At 66.2% G+C, this 12451-nt stretch carries 8 protein-coding genes and 3 pseudogenes; 6 read left to right on the forward strand and 5 right to left on the reverse strand.

Going from position 1 to position 12451, the window contains the following annotated elements; genetic code table 11:
* The first annotated feature begins 67 nt into the window (after positions 1-67).
* A protein-coding gene (locus Y590_RS25830; protein WP_144439908.1) for an IS630 family transposase occupies positions 68-1011 on the forward strand; the annotation gives its coding sequence in 2 pieces (ribosomal slippage) (positions 68-401 and positions 401-1011; 945 coding nt in all).
* A gap of 12 nt (positions 1012-1023) precedes the next feature.
* Here the strand turns inward: Y590_RS25830 and Y590_RS15925 are convergent.
* Positions 1024-2115, reverse strand: coding sequence for an IS630-like element ISMex18 family transposase (locus tag Y590_RS15925; RefSeq protein WP_060772320.1), 1092 nt, complete (start codon positions 2113-2115; stop codon positions 1024-1026).
* Between the two features lie 87 nt (positions 2116-2202).
* Entirely contained in the window at positions 2203-3012 is an 810-nt protein-coding gene (locus Y590_RS15930) for an IS5 family transposase (protein ID WP_060772089.1), read from the reverse strand.
* Positions 3013-3370: 358 nt separating this feature from the next.
* Between Y590_RS15930 and istA the strand changes: the two genes are divergently transcribed.
* Positions 3371-4885, forward strand: a complete 1515-nt coding sequence (istA, locus tag Y590_RS15935) for an IS21 family transposase (protein WP_144439984.1) — start codon at positions 3371-3373, stop codon at positions 4883-4885.
* An 11-nt stretch (positions 4886-4896) separates the two neighbouring features.
* The gene (gene istB / locus Y590_RS15940; RefSeq protein ID WP_003601680.1) at positions 4897-5640 is read left to right on the forward strand and encodes an IS21-like element helper ATPase IstB; all 744 of its coding nucleotides are present in this window, start codon (positions 4897-4899) and stop codon (positions 5638-5640) included.
* 128 nt (positions 5641-5768) lie between these two features.
* Here istB and Y590_RS27380 read toward each other — a convergent pair.
* Positions 5769-7202: pseudogene (locus Y590_RS27380) on the reverse strand (ISNCY family transposase); the annotation flags it as partial.
* 147 nt (positions 7203-7349) lie between these two features.
* On the opposite strand from Y590_RS27380, the pseudogene Y590_RS15960 reads away from it, so the two are divergent.
* The 3 genes and pseudogenes from Y590_RS15960 to Y590_RS15970 form a co-directional block, all read left to right on the forward strand.
* Positions 7350-8246: pseudogene (locus Y590_RS15960) on the forward strand (IS3 family transposase); the annotation flags it as partial.
* Between the two features lie 619 nt (positions 8247-8865).
* Positions 8866-9324, forward strand: coding sequence for an Imm26 family immunity protein (locus tag Y590_RS25845; RefSeq protein WP_083530878.1), 459 nt, complete (start codon positions 8866-8868; stop codon positions 9322-9324).
* 174 nt (positions 9325-9498) lie between these two features.
* Positions 9499-10646: pseudogene (locus Y590_RS15970) on the forward strand (IS3 family transposase).
* 46 nt (positions 10647-10692) lie between these two features.
* Here Y590_RS15970 and Y590_RS15975 read toward each other — a convergent pair.
* Both Y590_RS15975 and Y590_RS15980 read right to left on the reverse strand, forming a co-directional pair.
* Positions 10693-11016 (reverse strand): ArsR/SmtB family transcription factor, encoded by a 324-nt coding sequence (locus tag Y590_RS15975; protein WP_060770716.1) that lies wholly within the window; start codon positions 11014-11016, stop codon positions 10693-10695.
* Positions 11017-11381: 365 nt separating this feature from the next.
* Positions 11382-12164 (reverse strand): FCD domain-containing protein, encoded by a 783-nt coding sequence (locus tag Y590_RS15980; protein ID WP_060770717.1) that lies wholly within the window; start codon positions 12162-12164, stop codon positions 11382-11384.
* Positions 12165-12451: the final 287 nt, after the last annotated feature.

The raw sequence follows: 12451 nt of genomic DNA on the forward strand, positions 1-12451 counted from the left end.
CGGGCAGGTGGGGTTCACGCGAAGCTGTTGGGCTGATTCACTGATCGCTCTTGAGAAGGAGCGAAGCATGGGCCGACCCTACAGCCAGGACCTGCGCGAGCGCGTGGTGAAGGCCGCGGCAACGACTTCGCGCCGCCAGGCGGCCGCGCGGTTTGGGGTCGGCATCGCGACCTCGATCCGCTGGATGGCCGCGCTCACGACGACTGGGACGGTGGCCGCTCGTCCGCAAGGGCGAGCGCGCCGCTCGAAGCTCGATCCGCACGAGGCCTTCTTGCGCGGACTGATCGACGGACAAGACGATATCACCCTTGAGGAGATGCGCGCCCGGCTCCGGGACGAGCACGCTCTCACGGTGGGGCTCGGCACCCTGTGGAGCTTCCTCGACGCACGCGATCTCACCTAGAAAAAAAGACAGCTCACGCCGCCGAGCAGGAACGCCCGGACGTGAAAGCGGCGCGCGAGGCCTGGTTCGAGGGCCAGCCCGATCTCGACCCTGCGCGCCTGGTTTTCCTCGACGAGACCTGGACCTCCACCAACATGGCTCGCACCCGTGGGCGTTCACCGCGCGGCGAGCGGCTGCGCTCGCCCATCCCGCACGGTCACTGGAAGACCACGACCCTGGTCGCCGGCCTGCGCCTGTCCGGGATCGCCGCGCCGTTCGTGCTCGATGGGCCGATCAACCGCGACGCCTTCCAGGCCTACGTCGATCAGGTTCTGGTGCCCGAACTCGGCCCCGGCGACATCGTCGTCATGGACAACCTTGGAAGCCACAAGCGGCCGGCCGTGCGTGCCGCGATCGCGGCAGCCGGCGCGCGGCTCTTGTTCCTCCCGCCCTACTCGCCCGACTTCAACCCCATCGAGATGGCGTTCTCGAAGCTGAAGGCGCTCCTGCGCAAAGCGGCCGAGCGAACCGTCGAGGGATTGTGGTCGGCCATCGGACGCCTCGTCGACACCGTCACGCCAGACGAGTGCGCCAACTTCTTCGCCGCAGCAGGATACGAACCAGATTAAACCGAAAACGCTCTAGCGGTCTGAGTTGGAAGTTCGTTGGCAGAAGCGTTTGATGCTGGCGAGGATGGCGTCGGCTGACTTGGTCCAGACGAACGGCTTCGGCTCGGCGTTGGTCTGGTCGATGTAGGCGTGGATGGCGGCTTCAAGATCGCCCGTGGTCTCGAACACGCCGCGTTGAAGCTGGCGCCGCGTCAGCAGCGCGAACCAGCCCTCGACGAGGTTGAGCCAAGAGGCCGAGGTCGGCGTGAAGTGCAGGTGCCAGCGCGGACGCTTCAGCAGCCAGTCGTGGATGAGCTTGGTCTTGTGTGTGGCCGCGTTGTCGAGAACCAGGTGCACATCGAGATCCTTCGGCACATCGGCCTCGACCTGATCGAGAAAGGCGCGGAACTCGATGGAGCGATGACGCCGTGCGCAAGGGCCGATGACGCGACCGGCCTGTACGTCGAGCGCCGCGAACAGGTCGGTCGTACCAGCCCGTCGGTAGTCGTGGGTCTGGCGCTCGGGCTGGCCGGGGCGCATCGGCATCACCGGCGCGGTGCCGGTCAGCGCCTGGATCTGCGGCTTCTCATCGACACACAGCACCACGGCGCGGTGCGGTGGGGCCATGTAGAGGCCGACGACATCCCGGACCTTGTCGACGAAAGCCGGGTCGGTCGACAGTTTGAAGGCCTCGATCTTGTGCGGCTGCAGCCCGAAGGCACGCCAGATCCGCGAGACCATGGTCTGGCTCATGCCGACCCGCCGGGCCATGGCGCGTGTCGACCAGTGGGTGGCGTTCTCCGGCTGGCTCTCCAGGGTGCGCGTGATCATCTGTTCGATCTCGGTATCCGCGACCTGGCGCGGAGCGCCGGACCGGGGCAGGTCGACGAGACCGTCGAGGCGGTGCGCCAGGAAACGGGTGCGCCATGTCGTGACGCTCATGCGGCTGACGCCGAGCGCACGAGCGATGCCGCTGTTGGTCGAACCCGGCTCAGCGCAGGCCAGCACGATGCGCGCACGCTGGGCGAGAGCCTGGCCGACATTGCGACGGCGCACCAGGCCTTGCAGCCGCGTGCGCTCATCCCCGGTCAGATCAAGGTGCGCTGGCTTGGGACCACGGGCCATCGTAGCGACCTCCTCGTAGAAGGCCGCCACATGGTGCTCGCGCGACAAAACCGCAAGGAAACTTCCAACTCAGACCACTAGAGCCTGTTATGCACTTGTCATAAGCTTTTCAGCTTGTCGGAGCATGAGGCAGACGAAGGCGACCATGTGCAGGCCAGCCAACGTGCTGGCGTAGCGCTCGTAATCTTTGACCAGCCGCCGACAGCGGGTGGCCCAGGCAAACGAGCGCTCCACCACCCATCGGCGCGGCAGCAGGACAAAGCCGCGCTTGGCCTCAGGCGCCTTCACCACTTCCAAGTCGATGCCGTGCGCGCTCGCGGCGGCGGCGGGCTTAGGCCCGGAATAGCCCTGGTCGACAAAGGCCAACTCGACGCTGTCGCCCGTCTCCGCCTGCACCTCGGCGGCCAGCCGGCCGACCTCGGCCCGGTCGTCGACATCGGCGGGCGTCACGTGCAGCGCCACGACATGGCCCGGCGTGTCAACGGCCAGATGCAGCTTCGCACCCCGCTTGCGCTTGGCCCCGTCATAGCCGGCCCGCTCGCCGCTCTCGGGCGAGGAGCGCAGCGTCCGGCTATCGAGGATCACCGCCGAGGGCTCCGGCTCCCGCTCCGCCGCCATCCGCAGCACCGCCCGCAGGTCGCCGGCCACGTCCGCGAAACTGTCGGCCGACAGCCAACGCTGCGTCTGCTGATACACGGCCGCCCAAGGCGGCAGATCGTGCGGCATGAACCGCCAGGGCGCCCCCGTCTTCACGATGTAGCGCAGCCCGTTAAACACCTCGCGCAACTCGTGGTCGCGCTGAGCCGAGTCCTCCCGCAGCAGCGCGAGGTAGGGCGCTACCAGTGCCCATTCTTCATCAGACACGTCGGACGGATAGGAGCGGCGATCAGAAGGCATGATCCACAACGCCAATCCTGCCTATCAGTTCATAACACGCTCTAGGACGGCAAAGTCTGCTGTTGCGCGTGTTGTTCGAGGGCCTTGAGATAGGCGTCGGGATCGCGGCGGAAGCGGGTGCGTTGAGTGCGCGCCTGCCTGCGGATGTCGAGGGATCTGCGGACTCCGACGGAAGCCGGCCACCCATTCCGACGCGAAGCCGGCCAGCGTTCCGATTTGATGTCAGCCACCATTCCGAGATGAAGCCGGCCACCCGATAGCCGATATCGGGCATGGCGCATCTCCGCGGGTCAGCAACCGCGGCATCCCTGTCCTCGACCACGAGGAGAGCGGGATGCCGGCCAGGAGACAGCTGACCATGCGACAGATCAAACAGATGCTGCGGCTCGCCCGCGACGGGGTGAGTGCGCGTGAGATCGAGCGAACGCTCGGCATCGCCCGCTCGACCGTGCAGGACAATCTCGCCCGGGCGAGCGCGGCCGGCCTGACCTGGCCGCTCGGCCCCGAGGTCAGCGACGCGGTGCTGGAGCAGCGCCTGTTCGCCCGGGCCGGGGTGAAGCAGGGCATGCGCCGCCTGCCCGAGCCGGACTGGCCCTCCGTCATCCGGGAGATGCGCCGCCCCGGGGTCAACCTCACGGTGCTCTGGGAGGAATACCGGGAGGTCCGTCCGGACGGCTACGGCTACTCCCGGTTCTGCGACCTCTATCGGGAGTTCGAATGCCGGCTCACCCCGGTGATGCGCCAGCACCATGCCGCCGGCGACAAGGTCTCCGTCGACTACTCCGGCAAGAAGGTCGGGATCGTCGATCCCACCACCGGCATCGTGCGCGAGGCCGAGATCTTCGTGGCGGTGCTGGGCGCGTCGAGCCTGACCTACGCCGAGGCGACCTGGACCCAGACGCTGCCCGACTGGATCGGCGCGCATGTCCGCCTGTTCCGCTTCCTCGGCGGCGTCCCCCGCCTCGTCGTGCCCGACAACCTCAAGAGCGGGGTCCACAAGGCGTCGTTCTACGATCCCGAGATCAACCGCTCCTACGGGATGATGGCCGAGCATTACGGCATCGGCGTCCTGCCGGCCCGACCTCGCAAGCCGCGCGACAAGGCCAAGGTCGAGGCCGGCGTGCGCTTCGCCCAGAGCTCCATCCTGGGACGGCTGCGCCGGCAGACGTTCTTCTCCCTGGCCGAGTGCAACGCCGCCATCGCCGCGATGGTGGAGCGCATCAACGCCCACCGCATGCGCCGGCTCGGCACCACCCGCCGCGCCCTGTTCGAGGCGATCGAGCGCGCAGCGCTGCGGCCCCTGCCGGAACAGGACTACACCTTTGCCGAGTGGCGGCTGGCCCGGGTCAACCTCGACTACCATGTCGAGGCGGGCGGCTTCCTGTACTCGGTGCCCCATGCCCTGATCCGCGAGCAGGTCGACGTCCGCCTCACGGCGCGCACCGTCGAGGTGTTCCATCGCGGTCAGCGCGTCGCCGCCCACGAGCGCCGCTACACCGGCCGGCGGCACGGCACCGATCCCGACCACATGCCCAGCGCCCATCGCCGCTACGCCGAGTGGAGCCCCGAGCGCTTCCGGCGCTGGGCGCGCGGCATCGGGCCGGAGCCGGAAGGGCTGGTCATCGCCATCCTGCACGACCGGCCCCATCCCGAGCAGGGCTTCCGTACCTGTCTGGGTATCCTGCGCCTCTACCGCGGGCTCGACCCCGCCCGGGCGGAGGCCGCCTCGGCCCGGGCCGTGGCGGTCGGCGCGCTCACCTACAAGAGCATCGCCTCGATCCTCAGCCTGGGCCTCGACCGCACGTCCCCGCCGGCCGAGGCCGTCCCGGTGATGCTCCACCCCAACCTGCGCGGCCCGCGCTACTTCCACTGACGGAGACGACGATGCTCACCCACCCCACGCTCGATCTCCTGCACGAACTCGGCCTGAGCGGCATGGCCTCGGGCTTCAAGGCGCTCGACGCCAACCCGGAGGCCCGCGCCCTGGACCACGCCGAGTGGCTCGGCCTTCTCCTCGACCACGAGGCCACGGCCCGACGGCAGAAGCGCTTCGAGGCCCGCGCCCGCGCCGCGCGGCTGCGCCATCCCGCCAGCGTCGAGGACGTCGATTACCGCAGCCATCGCGGCCTGGACCGGGCGCTGTTCCTCAAGCTCGCCACCGGCGACTGGATCCGGACCCGGCGCAACCTCGTGATCACCGGCCCCTGCGGCGTGGGCAAGAGCTGGCTGGCCTGCGCGCTCGGGCACAAGGCCTGCCGAGACGACCTCTCTGTGCTGTACTACCGGGTCCCGCGCCTGTTTGCGGCCTTGAGCCTCGCCCGCGGCGATGGCCGCTACGGCCGGCTGCTGCGCCAGATCGCCAAGGTGAACCTGCTGATCCTCGACGATTGGGGCCCCGAGCCGCTCCTGCCCGAGCAGGCGCGCGATCTCCTGGAGATCGTCGAGGACCGCTACGACGCCGGCTCGACCCTGATCACCAGCCAAGTGCCGGTGGATCGCTGGTACGAGATCATCGGCATCCCCACGCTCGCCGACGCCGTCCTCGACCGGCTGCTGCACAACGCGCACCGCATCGAACTCGCCGGTGAGAGCCTGCGCAAACGCAAGGCGGTCGAGCCCGCTGCTTGACCTGTCGGACCGACCTCGTGATCTTCACCCCAGACCCGCGGGAGCGCCCCGTCACTGGCCGGCTTCAGATCGGACCGGTGGCCGGCTTCGCCTCGGAATGACGGCCGGCTTCAGATCGGAATCCCCGGCCGGCTTCGTCGGAATACGCAGAGGGATCGGCGTAGGGCTCGCCATTTCTCTGGATCGACCCGGCAGAGGTCGCGTCCGGATGGTGCCCGAGTTCGGGAGTGAATGCCGGCCACGAGCCGCACGGCGCCCCGCAGCACCGCGCCGGGCGAGGCGGTCTTGCGTCCGGTGGCCCGCCGCTCGTGGTAGCGCTGGGAACCGAACAGTTGCTCCAGGGCATTGTTGGTGCGTGGCAGGTCCGCCCCGTCGGCGGCGTGGAACAGTCCCGGTCGATAGCTGCGCGCGACCTTGGCGAAGTGGTCGAGGGCGGGACCCAGCCCTTTCACCCGATCCCGGTGGCGCCGCATCGCCCCCAGCAAGCCGTCGAAGCGCCGCCGGACCTTGGCCCCCGGCTCACCGGCGGGGTTGGTCAGGAGGCGGGCGCCCGCGTGTACGAAGACGAAGCCTCGGCTGATCGCCGGCCAGAGGGCGGCCGTGCCGGCGAGCGCCCGCTCGATCAACTGCTGGAGCCGCCCGAGCGGGCGCGAGCCCTGCGCCTCGGCCCCCCTTTTGAGCGCACCCGTTCCAAGCTTCCGGCCACCTTCTCCAAGCGGTCCTTCAAGCGCAGGCCCGCCGCGTCGAGCGGGGCGCGGCCGTCGTCGGTGATCGCGCTGCGGATCGCGCTCGCATAGCCGCGCACCAGATCCGCCTCCCTATCCGTGCGCCCCTCCCCCCCGCTCGATCGGGCGTACGCCGCGCACGCCCTTCTTCAACTCCTTCTTGGCGTGCCGGTCGGCCTCGAAGATCGGCAGGGCGGCTTCACGCAGGAAATGGAAGTGGCAGAGTTGATGAGGCACGCCCGGCAGGACCAGGGCCACCGCCTTGCGGACGGACTGCTGAGCGTCGCTGATCACCCCTACCACCGGCACACCGACCGCCGCGATGACCTCACGCAGCAGGACGGCCAGATCCTCGGCCGTGCCCGACAGCAGGCTGCGGGCCAGGAGCACCGTGCCGGAGAGGCAGTCGCGCAGCACCCAGAGCACCTCGTGCCCGACATCCGGCTGCAGGCCGTCGAGCGCCCGGATCATCCGATCCTGCCCGGCCAAGTGTCGGCGCAGGTGAGCGGGGTCTGCGAGTTGGGTGGCCACGACCTCGTCGTAGCGGTCGAGCAGGTTGGTCACGCTGCGTTCGGCGATGGCGACCCCGCGCCCGCGCAGGATCGCGTGGATTTCCGGCACCGAGCGATGCTCGCGGTGGCGCAGGGCGCCCACCAGGGCCACGACGTCGAGGCCGAACTCGTGGTGCGGCAAGGCGAGCGCGCCTTCGGCCTCCGGGCGGTAGGGCTTGTGGAAGCGGACGCAATCCGCAGCCTCGCAGCGACGGATCTTCAGACGCAGGCGCACCGTGCCGGTCAGCGTCACCATCGTGCGACGATTCTCGTAACGGATCCGCATCGCCCGGCCGCAGATCGGGCAGAGCTGGCGGACCGGAGCCAAGACCCGTTCACGATCCGCCGTCCGACACTCGGTTCGGGACATCGCGCGCCTCCAGCAGGCGCCCCCATAACGTCAAACACCAGACAGCCGGCTTTGCCGTCCTAGAAAAAAAGCGATCGGCATCTTCGCGGAGATGCCCAAGTGACGTTCGCCTTCATCGAGCAGCATGCGAACACCTGGCCGGTGCGTCTCATGTGCCGCATGCTCGCAGTCTCCCCCAGCGGTTACTACGGCTGGCGGTCACGTCCCGAGAGCGACCGGTCGGTGTCGAACCGTCAGCTCCTCGACGACGTCCGGCGGATACATGCCGAGCATCATCGGCGCTATGGCTCACCTCGGGTGCACGCGGCCTTGCGCGCAGAGGGCCGAACCGTCAGTCGCGGGCGGGTGGAGCGCCTGATGCGCCGTCAAGGCATCCGGGCTCTGGCAGGGCGTCGGTTCCGGCCCTGCACCACCGACAGCCGTCATGATCTGCCGATCGCGCCCAACCTCCTCAAACAACAGTTCTCGGCTGCCCTGCCCAACACGGTTTGGTTGGCCGATATCACCTACCTGCCCACCGGCGAGGGCTGGCTCTATCTGGCCGCCGTTCTCGATCTCGCCACGCGAAGAATCGTCGGTTGGTCCATGCGCGACCACATGCGGACCGAACTGACATCGGCCGCCTTGATGATGGCCACCCAACGGCAGCGACCGGCCGCTGGGCTCATCTGTCACTCGGATCGCGGCAGCCAATACGCCGCCGAGGCCTACCGAAAGCAGCTTGCCGACATGAAGGCGACGCCCTCCATGAGCCGTACGGGCTGTTGTTACGACAATGCTCCCATGGAAAGCTTCTTCCACACACTCAAGGTCGAACTCGTCCACCAACGACGATGGGCGACCCGGGACGAGGCCCGACGCGACCTGTTCGCCGACATCGAGGGCTACGACAATCGGCAGCGCATCCACTCAGCGCTCGGTTACATCACGCCCGAGCAAGCCGAGCGGAATGCAAGCTAAACCCCGTGTCCGCGAAAGCAGGGGAGGATCACTATGGGCCGAGTGGCTCCTTCAGCAGCAGCTTCGGCCAGGCCGGGTTCATCACCGGAGCTCTCTTGGGAGGGTTTGTTGGAGGCGGCTTCGGAGGAGGCATCAGGTTCGGTGCTGGCTTCGGATGTTTGGGCGGAGCCGTTGTCTGCTCCCCTGCCGCAGCCGCTACTCTTGGGGCAATCGGTGCATCTGCGGGAGCTTACGTCGTTGGAAACGCTCTTGAAACGACTACGAGCCTAGTTGGTTCCACCATCGATCAAGGCCTGATCGTACTCAATAACGCGAAAAGTCAAAGAAACGGCGGGATTTATGTGTTAAAAGATACTAAAGGCAATGTAGTTCGATCTGGACGAACTGGAAACCTTGATCGAAGGCGACGAGAGCATCTAAGGGACGAAGCTTTATCAGATTAAGAGTTCGAGGAAATGTATCGATCAAATGTCTACAGAGAACAAAGAGGTCTTGAGCAAGTCGCTCATGAGCGCTATGATCCACCCCTCAATAAAATAAACCCAATAAGTGGTCGAAACCCAAAATTTAATTATTATATGGATGCTGCCAGAAAATTCCTTGGCTGGAAAAATTAGCTATGAAGAACATGCGTCCAGACGGGTCCGTATTTCTAGTTCCGTTAAGGAACGGCGGCTTCGCAAGAGGAGTGATTGCTGGCTCGTCAAGGAAAAACAATTTGATAGTCAGTTACTTTTTCGGGCCAAAATATGAGACGGAAAAAAATGTTGATATATTAGGAATGTCGCCCGAAAAATCTGTTATATCGATGAGATCAAGTGACATCAAAATAAACAATGGAAGGTGGCCTGTAATTGGCCAATTGAGTAATTGGAATTCTGATGATTGGCCTACAACTAAAGCAGTTAGAAGAGATCCGAAGGGTTTCTCAAAACCGCTCCTCATTACCTATGATATAGCTGACCTATTTAAAATTATCGGCGAAGAGATCTTGGATGCTGATCTCAATATACCTAGTTCTGGCGAAGCTGGATGCGGTTTTGTAGAAATTAAACTCACCGACCTCCTTTCCACTTGAGGCTGAATGTGCGCAAAGGCAAATGATCTGATCAAAATGATTCAGAGCCGCCGTTGCAGGATGGAGGCAGCGATGGCGGACCTATTCTGGCTCTCGGACGCGCAGTGGACGGTGGCCTGCTGCCGGTTTCACGGACACCCGGTTTAGGTGTGCTGGTGAAGCCGGAGGTGCTCCATGCAGCGTCGCAAGTTCGGACGTGCGTTCAAGATCGAGGCGGTTCGACTGGTTCGGGAACGTGGTGTCAGTGTCGCGCAGGCCGCGCGCGATCTCGATGTTCACGAGACGATGCTGCACCGGTGGGTGAAGCAGGCGGCGGCCGATCCCTAACACGCTTTTCCCGGTCAGGGTCAGATGAAGCCCGAGCAGATCGAGATCGATCGCCTGCGCAAGGAGGTCGCCCGTCTGAAGGCGGAGCGTGATATCCTAAAAAAGGCCGCCGCATACTTTGCGTGGGACGCGATATGAAGTTCGCGTTCATCGCAAAGCATCGCGCTGTCTGGCCGGTTGCCTGGATGTGCGCGGCGCTGGGTGTCTCGCGTTCCGGCTTCCACGCTTGGCTCACCCGGCAGCCCAGCCAACGCACACGGGACGACGAAGCCATCCTGAGCAAGGCCCACGCGAGCTTCGTGGCCAGCGACCGCACCTACGGCGCGAGGCGCGTCTGGCGCGACGTGCTGGCCAAGGGCATCGCGTGCGGACTGCACCGCATCGAGCGGATCATGCGCGAGAACGCCTTGCGAGCGCGACCGCGCCGACGGGGGCTGCCGAAGGACGAAGGTGAGCGGGCCGCTGCCTCGCCCAATCTCCTGGAGCGGCGGTTCGCGGCCGACGCTCCGAACCGGAAGTGGATCGCCGACTTCACGTAGATCTGGACCGCTGAGGGCTGGCTCTACGTCGCCGCCGTCATCGATCTGTTCTCGCGCTGTGTCGTGGGCTGGTCGATGCAAACCAGCATGACGGCGCAACTCGTCACGGATGCGCTCGTCATGGCAATCTGGCGCAGAGGCAAACCGGATACTCTGTTGCATCACTCGGATCAGGGATCGCAATACACGAGTGAAGCCTTCCAGCGCCTGATGGCCGAGCACGGCGTGACCTGCTCGATGAGCCGGTCGGGCAACGTCTGGGACAACGCGGCGATGGAGAGCTTCTTCTCGTCGCTGAAGACCGAGCGCACCGCCCGGCGGACCGACCGGACGCGGGATGAAGCTCGGGCCGACGTGTTCGATGACATCGAGCGCTTCTACAACCCGGCGCGGCGGCACTCGACCTTGGGCTACCTCAGCCCTGTCGAGTTCGAAAACCGAGCCCAATTAGCTTAGGACGGTGTCCACCAAACCGGCAGCAGGCCACAAGTCCTCCGTGCGCTCAGCCCATGTCCGGACAGAAAATATCCTTCAACGTCGCAAGCATCCGCGCAGCCCGGGGGGCCTCCAGTCGATAGTACATCGTCTGGCTCTCGCGTCGGAACGCGACCAGCCCGTCCTCACGGAGCTTGGCGAGGTGCTGCGACAGGGCCGACTGACTGAGCTCGACCGCCTTGGCGAGGCTCGTCACATCCATCTCTCCGCGGCCGACCAGCAGGCAAAGGATGAGCAGGCGCTTCTCGTTGGCGAGGAGCCGCAACAGGCGTGCGGCGTCGGCCGCCTTGTCTTGGAGGTGTAGCAGGTCGGTCGGCGTCACGGCATCCATCGGTCCGCATTCCGAAAGGTTAGAAGTACCTTATTTAGGGGCGCCTAATATATGTCCAGCGAGCCGTCGCGCTGCGGCCCGATCTCATTGCGAGTTTCTCGTTTGGGCGAACCAGCCCAACGTCCTTCTGCCGGCCCCGGCGCTCGGAACCATGGTTTCAGATGGAAGGAGGCGGAGGCCAGAGCGCCGAGCGAAGCTCTGCAGCGCCCTCGCCGGCGCGTCACCGACACGGCCGGCGATCTCGGCTGCAGCCGGGCCACGCTCGACCGCCGCATCAAGCGTCTGGGCATCCAGACGCCGCGCGGTGCGATCTGACGGCTTTTACCGACGGAAGGGGGCGTCGCGCTCCCAAAATGCCTCAGAACTTACCGCTCGCCCTTCCGGCGGGCCGAGATACGGCCGCCGCTGAGACGGCGGAGGGACACTTGGAGGCGCGCGTCCGCCGCCCGCACCGCGGTGAGGGCCTCGTGCGTGTAGTGGATATGGGTCTCGGCGGCCTCGCCCGCTGCCTCCACGTCGCCCGCCATCACGCTCTCGTAGATCGCCCGGTGCTGCGCCCGGAACTGGTCGCGCGTTTCGGGGTGGGCGAACAAGGCCTCGCGGTTCTCGACCACGCCCTGGCGCAGCATGCCCGACAGGGCCCGCATCGTGTGCAGCAACACGAGGTTGTGGCTCGCTTCGTAGACCGCGATGTGCAGATCGACATCCGCCTCGGCCTCCTCGTGCTGCTGGCCCGCCGCATGGGCGCGGTCGATCCGCTCCATGCAGGCGGTGAGCCGCGCCCGGTCCACAGCATTGGCCCGGGCCGCGGCAAGGCGCGACGCCATCCGCTCCGTCGTGGCGCGGAACTCGAAGAAGTCGTCCACCACCTCCGCGTGGGAGGCGATCAGGGCGATCAGGGGGTCGGTGATCTCGCGTCCCAGCGGCGCCACGGCCCGCCCGCCCGGCGCCGCGACGAGGAGCCCCTGGTCTTCGAGGATCTTCATGCCCTGGCGCAGGGTCGGGCGCGACACGTCCAGTCGCTGCGCGAGATCGCGCTCGGAGAGCAGCATGTCGCCCGGGCTGATCCCGCCTTCGCGGATCAGGTCCTTGAGGTGGCGCGCCGTGCTCTCGGCCGCACTCTCCCCCTTGATCGCGTTCCGCTCCATGCCCTGCCCCTCCCGGCCGAGTCCCGTGGGGCTCGGCCTCGCTGAAATAGCCTGGGCAACCGCAATCTCCAATTGACCATATTGGTCAATTCATTTTACCAGCACCCCGTCTTCGGTCTCGTCAAGTTACCGAATCCCAGCGACGGCGCTGACTGAGCAGTCCTCGTCCCGCGCCCGCACGCCAGGGGCCCGGGACGAAGAACAGGCTGCCCGCAGGCCCGGCACCGTTCGCGGCAACGACGGCATCGTCCCCGGGACGCGTTCACCCGCTCCCAGGTGAAGACGAT

Source organism: Methylobacterium sp. AMS5 (assembly GCF_001542815.1).
Taxonomy (GTDB): domain Bacteria; phylum Pseudomonadota; class Alphaproteobacteria; order Rhizobiales; family Beijerinckiaceae; genus Methylobacterium.

What these genes read in the sequence shown, in the direction of transcription:
- Y590_RS15925 (WP_060772320.1), bottom strand. Translation starts at nt 2,115, where the DNA reads ATGGCCCGTGGTCCCAAGCCAGCGCACCTTGATCTGACCGGGGATGAG.
- Y590_RS15930 (WP_060772089.1), bottom strand. Translation starts at nt 3,012, where the DNA reads ATGCCTTCTGATCGCCGCTCCTATCCGTCCGACGTGTCTGATGAAGAA.
- istA (WP_144439984.1), top strand. Translation starts at nt 3,371, where the DNA reads ATGCGACAGATCAAACAGATGCTGCGGCTCGCCCGCGACGGGGTGAGT.
- istB (WP_003601680.1), top strand. Translation starts at nt 4,897, where the DNA reads ATGCTCACCCACCCCACGCTCGATCTCCTGCACGAACTCGGCCTGAGC.
- Y590_RS25845 (WP_083530878.1), top strand. Translation starts at nt 8,866, where the DNA reads ATGAAGAACATGCGTCCAGACGGGTCCGTATTTCTAGTTCCGTTAAGG.
- Y590_RS15975 (WP_060770716.1), bottom strand. Translation starts at nt 11,016, where the DNA reads ATGGATGCCGTGACGCCGACCGACCTGCTACACCTCCAAGACAAGGCG.
- Y590_RS15980 (WP_060770717.1), bottom strand. Translation starts at nt 12,164, where the DNA reads ATGGAGCGGAACGCGATCAAGGGGGAGAGTGCGGCCGAGAGCACGGCG.